The organism is Paenibacillus beijingensis, from assembly GCF_000961095.1.
GTDB classification, from domain to species: Bacteria; Bacillota; Bacilli; order Paenibacillales; family Paenibacillaceae; genus Paenibacillus_O; species Paenibacillus_O beijingensis.
Map to the genome: position 1 here is coordinate 3072654 of NZ_CP011058.1, position 21727 is coordinate 3094380.

Annotated in this window: 17 protein-coding genes; 12 read left to right on the forward strand and 5 right to left on the reverse strand. The window is 54.4% G+C overall.

Annotated elements, in window-relative coordinates; all coding sequences use genetic code 11:
• The first annotated feature begins 249 nt into the window (after positions 1-249).
• Positions 250-966, forward strand: coding sequence for a response regulator transcription factor (locus VN24_RS13945; RefSeq protein ID WP_045670899.1), 717 nt, complete (start codon positions 250-252; stop codon positions 964-966).
• A complete protein-coding gene (locus tag VN24_RS13950) occupies positions 950-3070 on the forward strand; it encodes a sensor histidine kinase (RefSeq protein ID WP_045670900.1) in 2121 nt (706 codons plus the stop codon). Before VN24_RS13945 ends, VN24_RS13950 begins: the two co-directional genes overlap by 17 nt.
• Before the next feature lie 144 nt (positions 3071-3214).
• On the opposite strand, the gene VN24_RS13955 is transcribed toward VN24_RS13950, so the two are convergent.
• Positions 3215-3730 (reverse strand): DinB family protein, encoded by a 516-nt coding sequence (locus tag VN24_RS13955; RefSeq protein ID WP_045670901.1) that lies wholly within the window; start codon positions 3728-3730, stop codon positions 3215-3217.
• A 27-nt stretch (positions 3731-3757) separates the two neighbouring features.
• The gene (locus tag VN24_RS13960; RefSeq protein WP_045670902.1) at positions 3758-4762 is read right to left on the reverse strand and encodes a D-cysteine desulfhydrase family protein; all 1005 of its coding nucleotides are present in this window, start codon (positions 4760-4762) and stop codon (positions 3758-3760) included.
• Between the two features lie 174 nt (positions 4763-4936).
• Here VN24_RS13960 and VN24_RS13965 point away from each other — a divergent pair, with 174 nt between their 5' ends.
• A complete protein-coding gene (locus VN24_RS13965) occupies positions 4937-5506 on the forward strand; it encodes a CGNR zinc finger domain-containing protein (protein ID WP_045670903.1) in 570 nt (189 codons plus the stop codon).
• A gap of 26 nt (positions 5507-5532) precedes the next feature.
• On the opposite strand, the gene VN24_RS13970 is transcribed toward VN24_RS13965, so the two are convergent.
• The 3 genes from VN24_RS13970 to VN24_RS13980 form a co-directional block, all read right to left on the reverse strand.
• A complete protein-coding gene (locus VN24_RS13970) occupies positions 5533-6852 on the reverse strand; it encodes an MFS transporter (protein ID WP_045670904.1) in 1320 nt (439 codons plus the stop codon).
• Between the two features lie 489 nt (positions 6853-7341).
• Positions 7342-8256, reverse strand: coding sequence for an N-acetylmuramic acid 6-phosphate etherase (murQ, locus tag VN24_RS13975; protein ID WP_045670905.1), 915 nt, complete (start codon positions 8254-8256; stop codon positions 7342-7344).
• A 28-nt stretch (positions 8257-8284) separates the two neighbouring features.
• Positions 8285-9205 carry a BadF/BadG/BcrA/BcrD ATPase family protein gene (locus VN24_RS13980; protein WP_045670906.1) on the reverse strand — a complete coding sequence of 307 codons (921 nt, stop codon included), beginning with the start codon at positions 9203-9205 and terminating at the stop codon, positions 8285-8287.
• 457 nt (positions 9206-9662) lie between these two features.
• On the opposite strand from VN24_RS13980, the gene VN24_RS13985 reads away from it, so the two are divergent.
• The 9 genes from VN24_RS13985 to VN24_RS14025 all read left to right on the forward strand — a co-directional run bounded on the left by VN24_RS13985 (position 9663) and on the right by VN24_RS14025 (position 21717).
• Complete coding sequence (locus tag VN24_RS13985) at positions 9663-10907, forward strand: exo-beta-N-acetylmuramidase NamZ family protein (RefSeq protein WP_238590686.1); 1245 nt, start codon at positions 9663-9665, stop codon at positions 10905-10907.
• Positions 10900-12237, forward strand: coding sequence for a serine hydrolase domain-containing protein (locus tag VN24_RS13990; protein WP_052702950.1), 1338 nt, complete (start codon positions 10900-10902; stop codon positions 12235-12237). The genes VN24_RS13985 and VN24_RS13990 overlap by 8 nt, the downstream gene beginning before the upstream one ends.
• A gap of 27 nt (positions 12238-12264) precedes the next feature.
• The gene (locus VN24_RS13995) at positions 12265-13566 is read left to right on the forward strand and encodes an ABC transporter substrate-binding protein (RefSeq protein WP_052702951.1); all 1302 of its coding nucleotides are present in this window, start codon (positions 12265-12267) and stop codon (positions 13564-13566) included.
• Positions 13567-13782: 216 nt separating this feature from the next.
• Positions 13783-14724: a carbohydrate ABC transporter permease gene (locus VN24_RS14000; RefSeq protein WP_045670907.1), complete on the forward strand. Its 942-nt coding sequence runs from the start codon at positions 13783-13785 to the stop codon at positions 14722-14724.
• Between the two features lie 18 nt (positions 14725-14742).
• Positions 14743-15567 (forward strand): carbohydrate ABC transporter permease, encoded by an 825-nt coding sequence (locus VN24_RS14005; protein ID WP_045670908.1) that lies wholly within the window; start codon positions 14743-14745, stop codon positions 15565-15567.
• Positions 15568-15596: 29 nt separating this feature from the next.
• Positions 15597-16439 (forward strand): MurR/RpiR family transcriptional regulator, encoded by an 843-nt coding sequence (locus tag VN24_RS14010; RefSeq protein WP_045670909.1) that lies wholly within the window; start codon positions 15597-15599, stop codon positions 16437-16439.
• A 276-nt stretch (positions 16440-16715) separates the two neighbouring features.
• On the forward strand, positions 16716-17882 hold the full coding sequence (locus VN24_RS14015) for a glycosyltransferase family 2 protein (protein WP_082083765.1): 1167 nt from the start codon (positions 16716-16718) through the stop codon (positions 17880-17882).
• 158 nt (positions 17883-18040) lie between these two features.
• The gene (gene wsfD / locus VN24_RS14020; protein ID WP_045670910.1) at positions 18041-19480 is read left to right on the forward strand and encodes a glycan biosynthesis hexose transferase WsfD; all 1440 of its coding nucleotides are present in this window, start codon (positions 18041-18043) and stop codon (positions 19478-19480) included.
• A gap of 779 nt (positions 19481-20259) precedes the next feature.
• Positions 20260-21717, forward strand: coding sequence for a SulP family inorganic anion transporter (locus VN24_RS14025; protein ID WP_045673291.1), 1458 nt, complete (start codon positions 20260-20262; stop codon positions 21715-21717).
• Positions 21718-21727 lie beyond the last annotated feature (10 nt).

Sequence of the window (21727 nt, forward strand, 5' to 3'; positions counted from 1 at the left end):
ACGTAAAGCGCCCAATGCGAATGAGGTAAAAAGAACCGAAAATTTCGGTAAAAGAAAAGTAAAGCAAGCGTTTCCAATGAGTAGCGAACGGCATCCGCTGTGAGCATTTCTAACATATCCGTTGCCATTGCCGTCCCGGCCTTTTATATTAAATAGTATTGGAACAAGAAGAAAAACGGCGGCAAAGCATTGCCGTAAAAGCGCAGACTTTGTTCTGCGTCATCAAAAACACAGAATGGGAGAACGAGTATGCCGGGTGAAAAGATACTGCTTGTGGATGACGAGCCGGATATCGGGGAAATCGTCAGTCTTTATTTGACCGGGGAAGGATTTCAATTTCGGCAGGCGGCCGACGGCAGCGGAGCGCTGCAGATGGTTCGGGCGCTGTCGCCCGATTTGATTTTGCTGGACGTGTTTCTTCCCGATATCGAAGGATTCGAGCTGTGTAGGCAGCTGCGCGCGGAGACGGATGCGCCGATCGTTTTTCTCACCTGCAAGGATACCGAGATGGACCGCGTCATTGGGCTGAGCGTCGGCGGCGACGATTACATGAGCAAGCCGTTCAGTCCGCTTGAGCTAGTAGCCCGCATTAAAGCGCATTTGCGGCGCAATCGGATGCTTCGCCGTCCGGAAGCGGAGCCGGCGAAGACCAGCCATCTTGCTTCCCATTCCATTCGGGTCAATCTGCTGTCCCATGACGTTTACTTGAACGGTTCGTTAATCGAGCTGTCGGCCAAAGAATATCAATTGCTGACTTATTTTATGCGGCACCCGAAGCAGGTGCTGACGGCCGAACAATTGCTGCGCAAAATATGGGGCTTCGACCATGGCTTTGATTCCAAGACACTGCAAGTCCACATCGGCAATTTGCGCCGAAAAATCGAGAAGGATCCGTCCAAGCCGGAGCGGATTGTTACGCTGCGGGGAAGCGGGTACAAGTTCTGTGAAGATGCCGAAGCGATTTAACCGCTTGATTCCGAAGACGTTGGCCGTTCAAATTTTGCTGGTTATGCTGGTTAGCGCCATCGTGCCGCTTGGAGTGCTGGGATGGCTCGGCATCCAAACGACCCGCAGCCATTTCGACGCTTACGCTTCGTCGCAGGCCCGCTTGGTGGAACGGAATTACGTCGAGATTTATCAGTCGTATTTGCAGGAGCAGGTCAATGCCATCGACGCCGAGATGAAGGAGGTCGAGCATGCCGTACAATCCGCGGTTTGGGAAGGCAAGGCGATTTTTTCGGACCGTAAGCGGTACTCAGTGCCTCCTTTATCGTTCACGGAAGGACAACAGTGGGCTCTGCTCGACGAACGGGGGAACGAAGCCGTCAGCATCCTGACGGATGACGGGACCCTGTCGCAGCCGGTACTGCAGGACATGGCGCTCAGCCAATATTTGCATCCGCTGTTCAGCGGGGAAATCCGCCGCAATCCGAACATCGTCGCGATGTATTACATTCACCCTAAAGGAACGACTTATTACTTCGGATCTCCTTCGGCCAAAGGCAACCCTCTGAATGCGAGCGCTGACGCGCCGACAACCGCCTATTCCTTCTACCGGGACGCTCTCTCCATCCTGCCGGGCGAAGAGAAAGTGGCATGGACGAAACCCTATCTGGATATTACGCCCAACGGACGGATGTTTACCGCCACAGCGCCGATTTATGACGGTCAAGGTCAGCTAAAAGGCGTCGTGGCGGCGGATGTTACAATCGATGCGTTTGTACGGCACGTCCTCGACGTCCGATTCCGAGAGCCCGGCGCTTATGCGTTTCTGCTTGATACCGACCGCAAGCTGATGGCCGTTCAACATGCGGGGTACAAGGAGATCGGCGGCCTTGATTTGCAGACGTTTTTCGAGCTCGAACAGGAGGGGGGCTATCGGGAAGCGAAAGTGGACGGACAAGCCGATATGCTGTTCGGGGGGAGCGTCCCTTCCACCGGATGGCTGCTCGGTTATGTCGTTCCGAAAGAGCGGCTGCTTTATTCCGTATCCCGCTCTTCCTCCGAATTGACCGAAAAGACCGGCAGCCGCTTGTTTTCTCAGCTGACGCTTATTTCGGTCGTCTCCGCCGCCATTTGTTTCACGCTTGCCGTATTTTTGTGGCTGCGCATCTCCAAACCGCTCAAAATGCTGAAAGGCGCGTTTCACGAGATGGGCAGCGGCCAATTCCAGATCGAGCTTCGCGAACCGCGGACCCGCGAATTCGACCAGTTGATGCAAACGTTTAACCGGATGTCTGCCCGGATCGGAGAGCTGATGGACGAGCAGGTACGGCTTAACGAAGATCTGGAACATAAGGTTGAGGAGCGGACGGTGGAGCTGAACCGGGCAAACACGGAACTCCGGGATCGCGTGGGCGAATTGGTTCAGATGGAGAATTGGCGCAAGAAGTGGTTCACCCACATATCGCACGATTTGAAAACGCCTGCCGCTGTCGCCAAAGGGTTCATCGATGCGATCTTGGACGGCAAAATTCCGGATGATCAGACCGGCAAATATTTGATCAAGGTGACGGAGCGAATCCAAACGATCAACCGGCTCGTTCGCGATTTGAACGATCTCAGCCTGCTCGAGACGGGGCAGATCCGGATCCAGCCTGAACGTCACGATGCGGGTCCGTTCTTCCGCAGGCTGATTGCCAAATGGACGGATCCGATCAGTTTGGGCGGCCGCGCCATCATCGTTGAGGAAAACGGGCAATCGGCGCAAATCCTGGCCGATCCCCATTATATTGGCAGAGCGGTCAACAATATAATTGAAAATGCGGTCAAATATTCGCCTTCGGATTCGACCGTCACCGTAAGCATCGATCATGAGCCGGATCGCGTCGTGTTTCGCGTAATCGATCAAGGTGCGGGCATTCCGGCGGAATCGCTGCCGTACGTATTTGATTCGTTCTACAGAGTCGACAAATCGCGGAACAGCAGCATCCCGGGCAGCGGTCTTGGGCTTTCCATCGCCCGGGAAATCGTGCGGCTGCACGGAGGCGACATCGGCGTGGAGCTGAACGCCGGACACGGCTGTACGTTTTTAATTGCCCTGCCTGTCGATGGCTCGGAAGAAGCGTGATCGGAACAGCGGTGATACGATGCCGGGCCGGATGACGCAATGAAACGATACCGGACCGGATGCGGGCCATCGCATCCGCAACGAACGAGAGGCCTATGCGCATGTGCATAGGCCTCTTTGTTGAGACGGACGAAACCGTCTGCCTCAATTTTCGATATGAATTTCCCAAAGACGATTAATTCTCTCCAATTGCCCCAGTGTGTAAGCAATATGGCAAAGGTCATGAACTAACACCCAGACGGAAGTGCGTCCTTCCGGAGGTACTTCTCCCCAACATAAGACACCCCGGCTTAAATCAATAGGAGCAGGCAACAAATTGGTTTCAGCCAAGTTATCAAACGTTTTGGTCAAACGGTTCTTCGTATCTTCTAACATTTTTTCCAGTTCTTCGAGATCCCCCTGAATACCGAATTCATTCGCCCGGATCCTGTCGGTTGGAATTCCCCCTACCACATCTCCAATCCAATAGGCGGCTGATCCAAGCAAGTGGTAGGTCAACACAAAGGGACTGTTCTTCATTTGATTGGGCGTCCAATTGAGCGCTTCAGGAGGAAGATTTCTTACAATTTTAAATACGTCCTCCAATAGTCCTTCTGCAATCACTTTTAAATCTTTTCCCACTTCAATGCTGATGTTTGTTTGTACATTTTGATTTGACATATGTGTGTACACTCCTCGATTTATGAATTATAGAATGGCGGAGTCATAATTGAACAATAACGGGAATCCCCCGGTGTGAATAAAGACAACCGCATCATACTTGGACAACTGTCCGTGCTGCCCCATGTGAATCAAACCCGCCATCGCTTTGCCGGTGTAAACAGGGTCCAGGAAAATTCCTTCTGATCGCGCGGTGATATGAATGGCGCTGCGGCATGCCTCGGTAATATCAGCGTATCTGGAGCCGATAAAGCCATCTTCGATCCAGACTTGTCGCTCGTCTATCGTCTGCTCATACCCGGCTAATTTCAATGTTTCTGTCGCAATTCTGGCCGTTTTTGCTTTTTTGATCTCCGTATTCCCGCTTACACTTACACCGAGAATCTCCAAGTTATTCGGAATAACACTTGCACCGGCGATTAATCCTGCATGAGTACCGCAAGTTCCAGTCGCGACGACAACAAGAATGCGTTTGAAACCCATGTCCATGGAGCTGATCTGCTGAACTAACTCCTTAACAGCCAGGATATAACCGACTGTGCCGAGCGCATCCGTTCCGCCTTCCGGAATAATGCAGGGGATGCCGCCTTGGTTTGTGATGTCCTTGGCAACTTCAGCCATCGCTTCATTCATAACCTCCAAAGGCGGGCGATCTGCGGGCGGGCTTACGAAGGTCAGTTCGGAATCCATCAAATGATCCAGGTACAGATTCCCGCGGCGCTCATGGTCAGGTTGGCCGCTTAATACCAAATGCGGCTTGAGCCCGAGCTTTCTACCGGCGGCAGCGGTAAGATGAGCATGATTGGATTGTACGGCTCCGGTCGTAATAACGTGGGTTGCTCCGTCTTTAATGGCCTGGCCCAATTGAAATTCAAGCTTTCTTGCTTTATTCCCCCCTCCTCCAAGGCCGGTCATATCTTCCCTTTTGATAAATAACGGACAGCCTAATTGTCGGGATAGCTGGCCGGCAGGCTGCAAGGGAGTCGGCCATGATCCTAATTGGACACGAGGCAGAGATGAGATCTTATTCATTCCTATCCCCCTTCTTTCTAAACTTTTCCTGTTGCACGTAACTCATTATAATTTTCAATTAACTAACCTGTCAATAAAATAAATAGGGTTAGTTTATAACAAGCTTTCCTTTGAATTAACCTCTTATACATGTATAATAAAGTTAGAAGACGAAACGAAAGGTGATTAGATTCCATGGCCGTTCCAGAAAAATTCCGGTTTGTTTCAAACTCCTTATCTTTGAATTTGGTTAATACAGAAGAGAATCGCAGAGGAAAAAGGCATGATCTGCTTGTGACCGAGCAGCAAGTTGATGATTGGCTTGAGCACATGTTCTCCGAGCAAGTCATGCATACCGAACAATTTTCACAACGAAACCATTTCTCACAAGAATCCGTGTCCGCCCTTAGAGAACTTAGAGGACTGCTGCGAAAGGGATTTCAGGACATCGCGGACGGGCAGCAAGCAGACGAGCAGTGGATTCACTCCTTGGAGAGCTATATCCATCATGCTCCGTTCACCTTTGCGATTAAGGAAAATAAGCTTTTACCCATACCCTGCGGACCGGATGTAAACGCGCTTCTCTCCCTTGTTGCTTATGACGCACTGGAATTGCTGGCGGGTGGCAAGCTTGCCACACTTCACAGATGCTCCAATCCAAAATGTTTATGGATGTACTTGGATGCGACGGGAAAACGAAAGTGGTGCTCGATGAAAATATGCGGGAACCGTATGAAAGTCGCACGCCACCAGCTTCGCTCTTAACGAAAGTCTTTACTTGTTGAAAAGTGTTAATTGTTTTCAGGAACTAACGGTCGGTCAGGTTTAATCACAAACCATAACAAAATAGCAAATCCAATGGGTATGATATTAATGATTAGAGTCGCATTCCAACCCAATTCTTGTGCAAACCATCCGCAAATAATGGGTGAAGTAACACCGCCGATGCTTCCCCACACATTCATCCAACCGCTGACAGACCCTGAGAATTCTTTTCCCAGGTCATTCGCAAGTGCCCATGAAGCGACAAACGGAAGTCCGAGTGCGCCTAGCGATAAAGTGAGCCAAAGAACGTTCATCCATGGATCGGTAGCATAAGCTGCTAAATACAGCCCTATTACGAAAAATATAAATCCGATGACCGCCAGGTGGCCGCGAGCCTTCCGACGAGAGTTCGTTTTTTTCAGAATGAGGTCCGAAACCGCGCCTCCGGCAAGGGTCGTGAGACAAAGCGCCAGCCAAGGGAAACTTGCGGCGAATCCCATTTCTTTCAGAGAAAAGCCTCGTGCTTCGATCAAATAAGTAGGCAACCATGTTAAAAAGAAAATTTGCATGTACAGAACGACAAGGTATTGCATGCCAATTGCCCAAAATCGTACGTTCTTTAAATACAGCTTCCAAGGCGCTCTTTTTTTGGTACCGGAACCTGCAACACTTCTGTTTTCCAAGATGAGAGCTTTTTCTTGTTCTGTAATCCAAGGATGATTTTCCGGTTTATCGCGTCCTACGAAATACCAAACCAAACCAATGACAATTCCCGCAATAGCAAAAATGTAGAAAACACCTTGCCATCCAAAAATCGTCATGATTCCAACTGCTAAGGCCGGTGCAACGACAGGACCGAAGAAGGAACCCGACAATAATGCACTCGCTGCCCGCCCTTTTTCTTGTTTTTGAAACCAGTATGAATTGAAGACCGCATTTCCGGGAAACATTGGCCCCTCACCAACTCCAAACAAAAACCTCACCACGCATAATGAGACGTAAGAAGTTGCTGCTGCTGTAAGTGCCGTAAACGCCGACCACACGGTAATCGCAATGGTGATCATGTTCCTGGCTCCGTATTTCTCTGCAAGCATTCCCCCGGGTATTTGCGCAAAACAATAGCCTAAGTAGAACAATGAAGATAGAAGTCCGAATTCAACCTTATTCATACTTAACGCATCCATCATTGGTTTAGCCACAATCGAAATATTGGCTCGATCCATATAAGCGATCAAGCCGATGATGAAGAAGACAAAAGCCAAACTCCAACGCAAGCCTATTTTCCTTTCTTTTTTCTTTGCGTATGCTGCCATTTGCAACTGTGATTCGGATGTTACTTCATTCATTCGCTCTTCACTCCCGATTGTGGATTCATCAGCTTCGCCTTTCAAATCCCCTTGTACACCGAAAAAAGGATCAACCACCCCTTAATGGAAGATATCGTGACATTGTATGGTGTGTTTTATGGCCTCCCTCGAGACACATTATAGTTTTCTGTTAACTAACCTGTCAATATAATTTTTTAGGTTAGTTATTTCTCTGAATCCTTCAAAATAACCCTTTATCGATATATAATATAGTTAGTTTATAAGTGTGATCAGGCATACATCGGTGGCAGCTGCTTTTAAGTCGGGATGGTGACAAGGCAAGAAGAAGGGGGAATAGGATTGAAAACGAATGTTGTTGGCTTCCGGGATTGATCAAAAAAACCTCCAAAACCGCTTTCATCGCGGTTTTGGAGGTTAACGTTTACACTATTGGGCTGGCTCATTCGTTTCGAACTTTTTGGGCCGGCTCCTTTGAGTTTGCATGCACGTTCGAGTTCGCCCGCCGCTTCAAGCCGGCGAACGGTACAGCTCGATCGCTTTGCGGACGAAACCGTCCGCCTGCCGCAGCAGGCTGCGGGCTTCTTCGGCGCCGACGCCGAGCAAGATCATAACGATCGCCGTTTTAACGTGGGCGTCCGACTCCCGGTACGCCGTCTCGATCGTGTCCTCGTCGGCTCCGGTTGCCAGCGAAATGAGCCGTTTGCCGCGATCGACAAGCTTTTGGTTGGAGGACTGCATATCGACCATCAGATTGTCGTATACTTTGCCGCTCAAAATCATGGAAGCGGTGGTGAGCATGTTAAGGATAAGCTTTTGCGCGGTACCGGCTTTCATGCGGGTGGAGCCCAGTACGACCTCGGGCCCGACGACCGCTTCGATCATGATGGAAGCGGCTTCGTCCATTGCGGAAGGGGAGTTGTTGCTGATGCCGACCACGGTGGCACCGAGCTCGCGCGCCCGCTTCATGACGCCGATCACGTAAGGCGTCCGGCCGCTTGCCGCGATGCCGACGACGACGTCGATCGGCCCGACGTTCATATCGTCGGCTTCCGACCGCCCCAGCTCCTCGCTGTCTTCGTACCCTTCGACGGGATGCCGGATGGCGCGTTCTCCGCCGGCGATAACGCCCACCACCTGGTCCGGATCGGTACCGTACGTGGGCGGGCATTCCGAGGCGTCCAATATTCCGAGCCGTCCGCTCGTTCCCGCGCCGAAATAAAGCAGGCGCCCGCCCATCTTGAAGCTGCGGACGACCGCTTCAACGGCGAGGGCGATGTCCGGAATGCACGCTTCAACGGCGCCCGGAACGAGACGGTCTTCGGCGTTAATCAGCCTTAATATTTGTTCAGCGGACATCTTATCGATATGGCGGGTCCGTTCATTCTGCTGCTCGGACGTCAAATGATCGGTCGATAAATTCAATGGCTGTTCCTCCTTGTGTCACCATCGTTCAAACGAACTTTTGCAGGGCAAGCAGGGCCGCTCCGTAAGCCGCCTTTCGCTCCGATTGTACGATGGAAATCTGCGGCGTCAGCTCGCGCATCTTCTCGCAGAACGTATCCATAAACAAGGCCGAGTGTGTAAAAATAGAGCCTGTCGCCGCGATCCGCGACCGCAAGAACCATTCTTCCCGCCCGCACACCGCTGCGCTCAGGCGCACAAGATCCTCGGCGGCCCCGCGGATAATCCGGACGGCGGCGGCGTCTCCCGCAGCGGCGGCATCGATGCACAGCCGCGCGTAGTCGGCGATATGCCGCTTTGTAACATGAGACTCATATATAATCGAGCGCAGCTCGGCGGGCGAGCCGATTCCGCTGAATGTAAGCACCGCCTCCGTCAGCGCGGTCGGCGGCTCGGCGCCGTCGAAGCTGAGCATTACCGCCTGCAACGTGTTCAGGCCGATTTCATATCCGCTTCCTTTATCGCCGAGAATATGGCCCCATCCGCCGGCGCGATACCGCTTCCCCGAAGGCGAAAATCCGTAGACGATTGCGCCGGTGCCGGCAATGGCAATAATGCCTTCATTTACACCAAGTCCGGCTGCGAGCGCAATTTCCGCATCGCCCGTCACATAGAGCGGAACGGGACGTTTACCGCTGCTGTTGAAATAATCGGACAAGTAGCCGTAAACCCGGTTATGCTCTTCCTCCGTATAAATGCCCGCCAGCCCGAGACTAATGCCCCGGCACTGAAGAGGATCGAGCGGCACTTCGTCCAGCAGCTTGGACAGCTGAAGCATCGCCGTCCCGAAGGTGACCGCTGTCTGATTGCTTGCTCCGCCCCGCAGGCTGAGCAGCTCCCGGCCCTGCAGGTCGACTGCGATAACCTCGGTTTTCGTGCCGCCTCCGTCAAAGCCCAGTACATACTGCATACATTCACCCGCTTTAGGTTGTTTAATCTGTCATGTCAAGGTTGGGATAGATATAGAATAATCGATGGGGATATCTTTGTAAAATAAAATTTTAAACGCTTCCCCACTTAAAGGTGCCGCAAGAAGGCGGGCGAAAATGACATTTCATTTCGAAGTCTTTTATGATAATGGACTACTTATGTTACTTTATGCGGTTGTCGAAAGGGATGTCGGGAGGGCATGCCCTGGATCCGGTCGTATCCGAGCCGGTACGAAACTGTATTTTGTGGAGGGAGCGGGGACGATTTTATTGAATTACTTTTAAAATAAATTTTTACATTGAAACTTTGTTTCATGGTGGTATAATAATCCGTGTAAGATATTGTTACATAACCGGAAACAATTGTCACTGCCATTATCAGCAATTAAAAGTTTCACGGTGAATTACTTTCTTCTATATTACGATTACGCAATAGAAATGAATCGTAGCGGGGTGAGGGGATTGGCAAGCGGCGCGATGACCGGAGCGGACCGGCTGCTGTCGGTTGGCCGGGAACTGCTTCAGGGCAAACGTTTTGCCCTATTGACGAATCCGACCGGGATCAATGCGGAGCTCAGGTCCACCATCGAGCTGTGCCGCCAAGTGGAAGGGGCGCAGCTGGCAGCCTTTTTCGCTTGCGAGCATGGGCTTCGCAATGAACGTCAGGCCGGCGTCAGGTTCGAGGACGAGGACGACCCGGTAACGGGGCTGCCGGTATACAGTCTGTACGGCAGCCGTTATAAGCCGGCGCCTTATATGCTGCGCGGCATCGATGCCTTAGTGGTGGACATCCAAGATCTTGGCGTACGATTTTACACTTATTTGACCACTTTGGTTTATGTGATGGAAGCATGCGCCGCGGCCGGGGTGGAAGTGATTGTTCTGGACCGTCCGAACCCGCTTGGCGGGTACCGGATCGAAGGCGGCTTTTTGCAGGAAGGGTTTCACTCGATGGTCGGCGCGTGGCGGATGCCGGCGGCTACGGGAATGACGATCGGCGAATTTGCGAGGCTGGTGAGCGCGGAAATGGACGTTCCTTGCAAGCTGCAGGTCGTGGCGCTTCAAGGATGGGACCGTTCCATGGAATACGGCGATACGGGTCTGCCCTGGATGATGCCGTCGCCGAATATTCCGACGATCGACACTGTCCGCGTTTATACCGGAACGTGTTTGCTGGAAGGGACGAACATTTCGGAAGGGCGAGGGACGACGCGTCCGTTCGAGACAGTCGGCGCGCCTTGGATGGACAACGCCAAAGTATGCCGCGTCATGAGTGAAATGGATCTTCCCGGCGTCCGGTTCCACTCCGTCACCTATACGCCCACGTTTAGCAAATATGCCGGGGAGCTGTGCCGCGGCCTGATGATTTACGTGACGGACAAATCGGCCTTCCGCAGCGCGGAAACCGGGCTTCGGCTGCTGCACGCGATGATCGATTTGCATCCGTCGGAGTTTAAATGGCGGGGTGCAAATGAAGACGGCCTTCCGTTCATCGATATTTTGACCGGCAGCGATACCGTCCGCAGGACGCTCGCGGAACCGGGAGCCGTGGACCGCATCCTGCAGTCCTGGCGGGAAGACGCCGAGAGCTGGAAGCAAATCCGGGGGCCTTACCTGCTGTACGGGGACGAAACGTCTCGTCATGCCGGGAGCGATGGGAAGGAAGCGTCCCATCATGCATGAGAGAATCGAACTGCCTGTCCGCGATCGGCCGGAGGCGACGGGGCAGGAAGTTGCCGCAGCCGGCACCGTCTTGTACCGGATGTGGGAGCCGATTCGCGAAGCGGTAGCGGGCGGGCTGATCCCCGGGGCTTCGGCGGCGGTGCTGTGGCGCGGAAGCCGGCTCCGCTATGCGGCAGGGCTGGCGGTCGATACGCCGGACCTGACAGTTCCCGTGCAGCTGGACACGATCTATGACTGCGCATCTTTGACCAAAGTGGCGGTGACGCTGCCGCTCATCCTGATGCTTGCAGGCGAAGGGAAGCTCGGCCTGGACGACCCGGTCGCCGTTTATTTCCCGGAATTCGATACGGCGGATAAGCGGGAGATGACGATCCGGCAGCTGCTTGCCCACACTTCGGGATTTCAGGCGAGTGCCGATTTTCATACGAAGCCGTGGACGATCCGGGGGATCGTCTCTCATCTGGCAAGCCAGCCGCTTGTGTATAAGCCCGGAGCGGGCTGCATTTACAGCGATATGGGTTACATATTGCTGGGCGAGCTGGCAGCCAAGATCACCGGAATGCCGCTGGACGCCGCGGCCCGGCAGCTGTTATTTGAGCCGCTCGGAATGGGTGAAAGCGGGTACTCTCCGCCGGAAGCGCTGCGCGAGCGCATCGCCGCCACCGAGTATTCCGCCGAAATAGGCGGCTGGTGGCGCGGCATCGTGCACGACGAGAACGCACGGGCGATGGGCGGCGTCTCGGGCCATGCAGGATTGTTCTCGACGGCGTCGGATTTGCTGCGTTACGCCGCGCTGTGGCTGGACGGGACCGAACGCCAAGGGCGCATGCCCGATCCGCCGGAGACGTTGCCGGCCGGACTCCAAGGGCGCATGCCCGATCCGCCGGAGACGTTGCCGGCCGGACTCCAAGGGCGCATGCCCGATCCGCCGGAGACGCTGCCGGCAGGACTCCAAGAACACCTGCCTGATCAGGCAGAGGCGCTGCCGGCCGGACGCCCGGTGCAGCTGCTGCCCGGGCGGATGATAGATGAGGCTCTTCAGACCCAGACGCCGCCGCTTCCAGAGGTAAACCGCGGGCTCGGCTGGGTGCTGAAAGGCGACCGTGCGGATATAACGGGAACGTTATCGACTCCGCGGTCGTTCGGCCATACCGGTTTTACGGGGACGAGTTTGATGATCGATCCCGGACGCGAGCTGGCTGTTGTGCTGCTCACGGGCCGCGTCCATTACGGACGCGACCGCAATATCGGCAAGCTGCGCCGCGATTTGCACGATGCCGTCACGGAAGCGCTGATGACGGAGGAAGCGCGGCAATTGCTTCGGAATTAATCTCATATTATTAGGAGGTCTTTGAAGATGAATATGAAAAAGACAAGTGCGTTTGCGGCTCTTTCTTTCGTTCTGCTTGCGGCGGGATGCAGCAGCGGAGGTTCTAATACCGAATCGACGTCCGGATCGGGCACAGGCTCGGGTTCGGGTACCGAGAAGGTCAAAGTGACGATCACCTCCTGGCGGGCGCAGCAGACCGAAACGGATATGTACAAAGTCATTCAGCAGGAGCTGAACAAGGTGTACCCGGACATCGAGCTCGATTTCCAGGCGGTCAAGGCGACCGAGTACAATACGGCGCTCAGTACGGCGCTGCAGACGAACACCGCCGCCGACATCATTCATCTTCGTCCTTACGGGGGCGGCCGGAAAGTTGCCGACGCCGGCTATCTCGAGCCGATTGACGGCATGAAGGGCCTGGACCAGTTCACGCCTGATCAGCTGAAGGCGGCCCAAGGCACGGATGGCAAGCAGTACGGCGTTCCGATTATGCTCAGTTCAACGCAATTTTTGTACAATAAAGAGATTTTTGCCCAAAACAGCATTCAGGTTCCGAAAACGTGGGACGAGCTGATCTCCGATGCGGAAGCGCTGAAGAAAAAGAACGTTACGCCGCTTGCTTTCGGCTCCAAGGAAGGCTGGGTGCTGTCGCTGATGCACGGGGCGATTGCGCCGGCGTTCTACGGCACGGACTTTCCGAGCCAGTTTTTGAAAGGGGAGAAAAAGCTCGACAGCCCCGAATATTTGAAATCGATCGAGGCGTTCAAAAGCTTGACGCCGTATTTCCCCGACAACTTCGAGGGACTCGGCATGGATGATATCCGCACGATGTTCGCGACCGGACAAACGGCCATGATTATCGACGGCAACTTTGATATCGCGGCCATTCAGGCGCTGAATCCGGCCATTGATATCGGGGTGTTCCCGGTTCCGCCGGCTACCGCAGGCGGCAAGCCGACCGTCAGCACATGGGTCGACGGCTCCTTCGCCCTGAACAAAAACGCCAAAAACAAAGATGCGGCGAAAAAAGTGCTGGAGTTCATGACGAGCAAGGAATACGGCACGATTATTTTGAACAATGCCAAGGTGCCTTCGCCGATCCAAGGACTTTCTACGGATGACGCTCTCATCAAAGAAATCTCCGATCTTTCCGTAAGCAGCGCGACGCCTTACTTCGCCGTCACCAACTTGAGCCAGGGTGATCCGACGACCAAGACAACGCTCGAAAATTCGCTGCAGGGCATGTTCCTCGGCAAGCTGACTCCCGAGCAGGTTGTGGCAGAGGAGCAAAAAAGCGCCGATACGTGGTTTAAACCATCGGGCAGCTAAACTTCAGGCCGCGGACAAGCCACGCTTTAAGCGGCTGCCGCTTCTTCCAACCGGGCTGATCACAAGCATTCGGCGCGAAGGCGGGAGGCGGCAGCCTCTTCTTTTTCCTAACGAAACGCAGCCTCTAGCCTCTGCACGCAGGCGCCTCAACCTTGATTGGTGCGGGCTACGGCGATAAGGCTGCTCACAACATCCCGATAAGAAGAGGTGGTCGGTTTGGAACAAGCGCAGCACGCACGGCTGAAGCGGCGCAAAAAGCCGCTGCGCAGCCAGTTCATTCACCTGTTTCCGGTTCCCGCCGTCGCGGTTTATACACTGTTTGTCGTTTACCCGATTTTTGCGGCGTTTACGTACAGCCTGTTTGACTGGAACGGCCTCGTTATGGGCAAGTTCAACAACTTCGCCAACTTCCGCAGGCTGTTTACGCAGGAGCCGTTCAACCATACGTTCTGGAACGCGCTACAGCACAACGTCTTTTATTTCATCACCGAGATGATCGTGCAAAATGTGATCGCGTTCGTGCTGGCGTATATCATTTTCCGCAAGGTGAAGGGCGCCCAATTTTTCAAGATCGCCTATTTCCTGCCGCGGCTGCTGTCGATCATTATCGTCGGCTTCATGTGGAAGCTCATTTTGAACCCGAATATGGGCGTGCTGAACATTTTTCTGAAAAAAGTCGGGCTCTCCTCATGGGCGCACGCCTGGCTCGGAGATCCGAATACGGCGCTGCCGGCCGTTGTGCTCGTGAACTGCTGGTTTGCGATCGGCTTCTTTATGCTCATTCTGCTTGCCGGGCTGCAGGCGATCTCGTCCGAGGTGCTGGAGGCGGCCAAGCTGGACGGGGCGAAGGGTCTCCGGCTGCTCGTCTCCGTTATTTTGCCGATGATGTTCCAGCCGCTCGTTATCGTCATCGTCATGACGTTTATTCAGGCGTTCGAAGCGTTCGAGCTCGTATTTGCGATGCAGGGCTCGCAGGGCGAACCTTACTTTTCGACCGACTTGCTGGCGGTGTTTTTCTACCGTACCGCGTTTGGCGGAGGCTCGGGGGAATCGGGAAGTCTGGGTATCGGCTCGGCGGTCGCGGTTGTCATGTTTGCCATTATCGCCGCGATATCGGCCGTATTCATGACCTACGTCAACCGCAAGCAAGCGGAATAGAAGGGAGGAGCCGCAAGAATGAAATTCGTTGCACTCAAACGGAGCGTGCTGTATGTTTTTGCCGTCGGATATGCCGTCATTGCGCTCTTTCCGATGCTGCTGATGGTCGTTTCCTCGTTCAGGCCGAACGTGGAAATTTTGACGAAGCCGCTGTCGCTGCCGACCAAATGGAGCATCGCCTCCTTTGAGACACTGTTCGTGCAGCTCAATTACGCTTCCTATATTAAGAACAGCGTCGTCGTGAGCGCCGTTACGCTTGTGCTGCTGCTGCTGTTCAGCATCATGGCGTCCTATTATATCGCCCGTTTCCCGTTTAAGTGGAACGGCCCGCTGTTCTTTTATTTTCTGATCGGCATGATGCTGCCGCTTAAGCTCGGGCTCGTCCCCCTGTTTATGCTGATCAAGCAGCTGAATCTGATGAACACGTTATGGTCGATTATTTTGATCCAGATCGGTGCGGGCATTCCGATGACGCTGCTTATTTTGACCGGATTTTTCCGGACGCTCCCGAAAGAGCTGGAGGAAGCGGCGCGCATCGACGGAGCCGGCGATATGGGAATGCTGCTGCGGGTGCTCGCTCCGCTCATGAAGCCGGCCATCGGCACGGTCACGATCATTAATTTTATCGCGGTATGGAACGACTTTTTCTTCCCGATGATCTTCATTCGCGACGAAGCGAAAAAAACGATTCCCGTCGGCATGCTGAAGCTGTTCAGCGAATTTACGACGGATTGGAGCGTGCTGTTCGCCGGACTTACGATGTCGTCTCTGCCGATCTTAATAATATTCTTCTTCGCTTCCCGTCAATTTATGGACGGCATTACTTCCGGTGCGGTAAAATAACTTCAGCATCAGACAAAAGGAGCGTCGCCATGAACGGTGGACTAGTGAGATTAAGGGAGATCATGAACGACATAACGCCTTCCGAGCGGAAGGTTGCGGATTATATTCTCGCTAACCCGCAAGATCTGGTGACCATGTCGGTGGCCGAGCTTTCCTGGCACAGCGGGGGCAGCCAGGCCGCCGTTATCCGTCTTTGCAAGTCGGCGGGGTTCAAAGGGTATCAGGAGCTGAAGCTTAAGGTTGCCGGCGATCTGCAGCAGCAGGGCGAGGGCGGAGGCTACCAGGAAATCAATCCGACCGATTCGATCGAGCGGATTATTGAAAATGTTTCCAACAACAATATTCAATCGATTCGCGACACGCTGAAAATATTAAATCCCGACCATATTACAAAAGCGGTTGAAGCGCTGCTGCGCGCAAGCCGCATTTACTTTTACGGCATCGGGGCTTCCAACCTGATCGCGGTCGACGCACAGCATAAATTTATGCGCATCAATAAGACAAGCTTCTCGTTCGACGATCCGCATATGCAGCTCGTGTCGTCGGTCATGCTGTCGAAGGACGATGTCGTCGTCGGCATCTCTTATTCGGGCGAGAGCGTCACGACGCTGGAATGCGTGCGCAAAGCGCGGGAGCTCGGGGCAACGACGATCACGATTACCCGTTACGGCAACACGTCGCTCAGCCAGCTGGCGGACATTCCGCTCTTTATTTCATCGACGGAAAACGAGATCCGCAGCGGCGCCACCTCATCCCGCATTACGCAGCTCAATGTGATCGATATTTTGTATCTATGCGTAGCCAGCCGCGAGTACGACAAGTCGGTCGCGTATTTGGAAAAAAGCCGCAGCATCGTCAAACGGCTGCGGTAGCAGCCGCAAACCGGAACTGCGCGAGGTGCGAAGCGGAAGCGGGAGAGGGTCATCCCGTTCATCCGCACGTTTATCCGCAGCAGATCCGTTCGGTATCGTTAAGAAAATTATAGCCTGGGAAATATCGACATCCGATATGTTCCGGGCTGTTTGGCTTTTTCATACGAAAACACCCCGCGCGTTTGGTATGCCTTGGGAAAATGCGGTATAATTTGTGCCTATAGGAACTAATGGCGGAATGCAAGGCGCAGTTATACGAAAAGAGGTTCGATTCGAGTGGGAAAAACAAAGGAACAGCCGGTGCTTGGTATCGTCGTTCCATGCTACAACGAGGAAGAAGTTATTGAGCAGACGGCAGGCGAACTAAGACGCGTCCTTGATCAGCTGATGCGGGAAGAGCTCGTCGACAAGCGCAGCTTTGTGCTGTTTGTCAACGACGGCAGCAAGGACCGGACCTGGGAGCTGATTACCGGGCTGACGGAGCAGGACAAACACATGTCGGGCTTGAACCTGGCCGCTAACGTCGGCCACCAGAATGCGCTGCTGGCCGGCTTGAAGAATGCGAAAAAGCATGCCGACTGCGTCGTGTCGATCGATGCCGATCTGCAGGACGACGTGCGCGCGATTCACGATTTTGTGCTGCGGTACCGCGAAGGGTACGAAATCGTGTACGGCGTGCGCAGCAGCCGCAGCACGGATACCGCGTTCAAGCGCAGCACCGCGCTGGCGTTTTACCGGCTGATGGATTGGCTTGGACTGCGCATCGTGGGCAATCACGCCGACTACCGGCTGATGAGCCGCCGCGCGCTCGATGAGCTGGAGCGGTTCACCGAAGTGAATCTGTTTCTGCGCGGCCTTGTTCCGATGCTCGGCTTTCGCTCTACTAACGTTTACTACGAGCGGCTGGAGCGCGCGGCCGGAGAATCGAAATATCCGCTCGGCAAAATGATAGCGTTCGCGCTTGAGGGCATCACGTCGCTTTCGGTCAAGCCGATCCGGCTCGTCACGGCGGCCGGGTTTGCCATCTTCGGCGTCAGCGCCATCATGGGGCTGTATGCGCTTTTGTCGAAACTGATTGGCAATGCGGTTACCGGCTGGACGTCGCTCATTCTGTCGATCTGGTTCATTGGGGGCGTACAGCTGCTATCGGTCGGTTTGATCGGCGAATATATCGGAAAAATATATAAGGAAGTGAAGCGCCGGCCGTTATATATCGTAGAGGACGAGCTTTCCCCCGGGGTGCGGGAGATGGGCGCGGCACCAGCGGCTCGAACGGAATCTGCTAACGAGGGATCGTTAAGAAACGAGCCTGACAACGCGGAACCGGCCAGAAACGAGCCTGAAAGCTCAGGAACGTCAGAAAACGAGCCAGCCAAGCCGGCGCCGTCAAGAAACGAACCTGCCAACGCGGTGTCGCCAAGCAATGAACCCGCCAGCGTATAGCGCGGGCCAAAGCTGTGCCGCTGGCGGCGTAGAAGGTTCTGGTGTCGCACCTCGCGCAGTTCTGCGAGCGAGATGCGATGGCGCGGGGGCCGGGCTTAAGGCGGCCGGTTTCCATCTCGGCTCTACAAGCCTCAAATATACCGGATAAGGAGCGTGCAATGAGATATTGGTTCAAGCTTGAATGGGTAGCAGCAGTATGCGGAGCGGGCATCCTCATTTATTTGCTGTTCGGTCATCCGTTTATCGGGGTGGCGGACAACGGCGACTTTTTGCGGGTGATCGCGACGAGCGGACTGAACTACGATCCTGACGGAACGGATTACCGCGACCGGTTTTTCGGCTATGCGCATATGCATTATGCGTACGAAACGTTTCGCGGGGCGTATATCTCGACCCAGATTATTCCCGTCATTATCGCCCGGTACATCGGCTGGATCTGGGACCGTCATCTGTTCGACATCCGGGTGCTGGCGCTTATTTATATGATCCTGATGGCGTCGGCCGCCTATTTGATCGTGCGTACCGGCAAAACGTCGTCGCGGGCGGCGGGCATCGTGCTCGCGGCTGCCGTACTGTTCGTTTTTTTCGACATCGGATATGCCGCCTACTTCAATTCGTTCTACGGCGAGCCGGTTTCGTTCCTGTTTCTGCTGCTTACGGCCGGAACCGGGATGATGCTGGCGGGACAGGAGCGTCCTTCCCCGAAGCTGCTCGCTGCGTTTTTTGTATGCGTGCTGATGCTGGCCTGCTCCAAAATCCAGAACACGCCGATCGGCATCGTGTTCGCACTGTACGGGCTGCGGTTCGTGCGGCTGCGGTACGATTGGAGCTGGCGCAAGCTGGTGCTGATCTGCTGCGCCGGACTGTTTGTGCTGTCTGCGGCGATGTACGTGTTTGCGCCGAAGCAGCTAAAGCATATTAACATTTATCAGACCGTGTTCTACGGCATTTTGAACGGTTCGCCCGACATCGAGGGCGATCTGAAGGCGCTCGGCCTGCCGCCGGAGCTGGCGGTGAATGCGGGGACGAATTTTTTTCAGACGGATACGGTCATTAAGCAGGACGCGCCGGAGATGAAGGCAATGTTTTACGACCGCATTTCGCACAAGGATGTGCTGCTGTATTACTTGACGCATCCGCAAAGGCTGCTGCAAAAGATGGATAAAGCGGCCGGCAGCTCGATGACGATCCGGCCCTACTACCTCGGAAACTACGAGAAAGAGGTGGGCAAGCCGTACGGTGCGATCGCGTATGCCTACAGCGGCTGGAGCGAGCTGAAGCGGCAATATATGCCTCATTCGCTGCTCTTTATCATTCTGTTCTATGCGCTCTACTATGCTGTGGCGCTGATCGAGTATGCGCGCAGCATCAGCACTTCCGTGCGCATTCGCATCGAGCTGTTGATGCTCGTCGGCTTCGTCGGTTTCTTCTCGTTTATTGTGCCGATTCTCGGAGACGGTCTCGCCGATTTGGAAAAGCACCTGTTCCTGTTCAACGTGGCCTTCGACATGATGGCTGTGACCGCCGTCGTATGGGTCGTTTACCGGATTGCACGGCTTGTTCGCCCGAAGCCGGCTTATGAGTGGTCGTACAAATAGACGTCAGTGGAAGAACAGCCTTCGCGGCAAGCGATTCGGCTGTTCTTTTTCAGTACGCCCATCCGTATCGTATTCTTTTTCGTCGTTCATTCGATGAGGCTGTCCCAAGTGTTGAGATGATTGAGCTCGTCCGTGCACTTCACCGCTTGCAGCGCGGAGTAGGAGGTCCTTCCTCGCAAAACCTGCAACGGCTTATGGATTGTCGACCGGAATCGCAATTCTGGAGGGAATACCTGCAACGGTGCAGGTATTATCGGCCGAAATCGCATGTCTGGAGGGAAAACCTGCAATGGTGCAGGAATTCCCAGCTATTATCGCCTAAACGAGAGATGGGGGCGGAAATAAATGTACATTCGCAGGAATTTTAACGTAGTCGAAAAATAAAAAGAAAAAAGATGTACAAACGCATGCTTTCAAAAATTCTCTCGATGTGCGGAGCGATTGCAGCGTACGAACGGCGGTGCAATGGTGGTGATCAGCATGACAACAACCAGGCGTCAGCCAGGCGAAATCGCATGATTAACGAATCCCGGTTTTTCGAAGTGACGGCCGGGCGCTTTATGATATAATAATCAGCAGTTGTTGCGGGCTGCGCTGGTCAATGCTTTTCATGCAACCGGCCAATTTGGAGGATAAGCTTGCGGATCCGGCAAGTGAATAGATCGAACGGACTTTAAATTCGAACAGTCGGAGGATGCGCCGGCGGCTCCATGAACCAGCAAGAAAGAGAGGTGAGCTGTCGCCGTTCCTTCGTTTGCGGAAGGAGCGGCAAAAGCGGCATGCAGAAACAAATCTCTTTGAAAGACCAATGGCTTGGCAATGTGCGCGGCGACGTGCTGGCGGGAATTACGGCTACGCTTGCGCTTATACCGGACTCGCTGGCGTTTTCGTTTATCGCGGGCGTCAGCCCGATGGTCGGCATCTACGCTTCGGTCTGCATTCTGCTCGTCATTACGTTTCTGGGCGGCAGACCGGGGATGATCTCGGCCGCAGCCGGCTCGATGGCGGTGTTGATGACCCATCTTGTGGCCGAGCACGGTATCGAGTACCTGTTCGCGGCAACGGTATTGACCGGAATTTTGCAGTATTTGATGGGCGTGTTCCGCCTCGGAAGGTGGATGAGCTTCGTTCCCCATGCGGTCATTACCGGGTTTATTAACGCGCTGGCGATTCTCATCTTTATGGCCCAATTAAAAAACTTCAGCGGAGAATCGTGGCCGATGTATGCGGTCGTTGCGGCTACGCTCGTCGTCATTTACGTGCTGCCCCGTTTCACGAAGGCGGTTCCGTCCCCGCTTGCTGCGGTCGCGCTGATGACGGCCGTCGTGTTCGCGCTCGGTCTGCAGACGAAATCGGTTGGGGATATCGCGGATATTACGCCTTCGCTGCCTTCGTTTTTGTGGCCTGACGTCCCGCTCGACTGGTCGACGCTGCTCATTATTTTGCCGTACTCGCTGTCGCTCGCGGTGGTCGGGTTTACGGAGACGCTGCTGACCCAGGATATTGTGGACGACATGACGGGCGTCCCCACCGACAAAAACAAAGAAATGAGAGGCCAGGGCATCGCCAATTTTGCGACCGGATTTTTCGGGGGGATGGCGGGCTGCGCGCTGATTGCCGAATCGGCCATCAACATCAAGCTCGGCGGCCGAACGCGGCTTTCCACGCTCGTGGCGGCCGTGTCGCTGCTGCTGCTCGTCGTTGTTTTCGGACCGCTGCTGAACCTGATCCCGATCGCCGCCCTGGTCGGCGTCATGCTGATGGTGTGCGTGGAAATTTTCGACTGGAAATATGTCGGGCGCCTGCACCGGGTTCCGAGAAGCGAAGCGTTCGTCATGATCGTTACCGTTGCGGTCGTCGTCTATACGCACGATTTGGCGGTCGGGGTGCTCCTCGGCGTCGTATTGAGTGCGCTACTGTTCGCCTACAAAGCTTCGAAGCTGCAGGTGCTGACGGAGCACCGCGCTCAGGAACTGCGTTACATCGTTCACGGCCCGCTGTTTTTCGTTTCGTCGTCCAACCTGTATGAACGGATCGATTTCCGCGATTCCGCGCCCCATGTCTGCATCGACTTGTCGCATTCGCACATTTGGGATCATACGGCGCAGATCACGGTGGACAAAATCGTTGCGCGTCTGCAGGAAGCCGGCAAGACGGTGCGGGTGATCGGCGGACGCAAGAAAGAGGATCGGGAAGGCCAAGCGGGAGAAGGCAGCGTCAGCGCGGCCGGACGTTAGATTAAAATCA

What these genes read in the sequence shown, in the direction of transcription:
- VN24_RS13945 (WP_045670899.1), top strand. Translation starts at nt 250, where the DNA reads ATGCCGGGTGAAAAGATACTGCTTGTGGATGACGAGCCGGATATCGGG.
- VN24_RS13950 (WP_045670900.1), top strand. Translation starts at nt 950, where the DNA reads ATGCCGAAGCGATTTAACCGCTTGATTCCGAAGACGTTGGCCGTTCAA.
- VN24_RS13955 (WP_045670901.1), bottom strand. Translation starts at nt 3,730, where the DNA reads ATGTCAAATCAAAATGTACAAACAAACATCAGCATTGAAGTGGGAAAA.
- VN24_RS13960 (WP_045670902.1), bottom strand. Translation starts at nt 4,762, where the DNA reads ATGAATAAGATCTCATCTCTGCCTCGTGTCCAATTAGGATCATGGCCG.
- VN24_RS13965 (WP_045670903.1), top strand. Translation starts at nt 4,937, where the DNA reads ATGGCCGTTCCAGAAAAATTCCGGTTTGTTTCAAACTCCTTATCTTTG.
- VN24_RS13970 (WP_045670904.1), bottom strand. Translation starts at nt 6,852, where the DNA reads ATGAATGAAGTAACATCCGAATCACAGTTGCAAATGGCAGCATACGCA.
- VN24_RS13980 (WP_045670906.1), bottom strand. Translation starts at nt 9,205, where the DNA reads ATGCAGTATGTACTGGGCTTTGACGGAGGCGGCACGAAAACCGAGGTT.
- VN24_RS13985 (WP_238590686.1), top strand. Translation starts at nt 9,663, where the DNA reads ATGAATCGTAGCGGGGTGAGGGGATTGGCAAGCGGCGCGATGACCGGA.
- VN24_RS13990 (WP_052702950.1), top strand. Translation starts at nt 10,900, where the DNA reads ATGCATGAGAGAATCGAACTGCCTGTCCGCGATCGGCCGGAGGCGACG.
- VN24_RS13995 (WP_052702951.1), top strand. Translation starts at nt 12,265, where the DNA reads ATGAATATGAAAAAGACAAGTGCGTTTGCGGCTCTTTCTTTCGTTCTG.
- VN24_RS14005 (WP_045670908.1), top strand. Translation starts at nt 14,743, where the DNA reads ATGAAATTCGTTGCACTCAAACGGAGCGTGCTGTATGTTTTTGCCGTC.
- VN24_RS14010 (WP_045670909.1), top strand. Translation starts at nt 15,597, where the DNA reads ATGAACGGTGGACTAGTGAGATTAAGGGAGATCATGAACGACATAACG.
- wsfD (WP_045670910.1), top strand. Translation starts at nt 18,041, where the DNA reads ATGAGATATTGGTTCAAGCTTGAATGGGTAGCAGCAGTATGCGGAGCG.
- VN24_RS14025 (WP_045673291.1), top strand. Translation starts at nt 20,260, where the DNA reads ATGCAGAAACAAATCTCTTTGAAAGACCAATGGCTTGGCAATGTGCGC.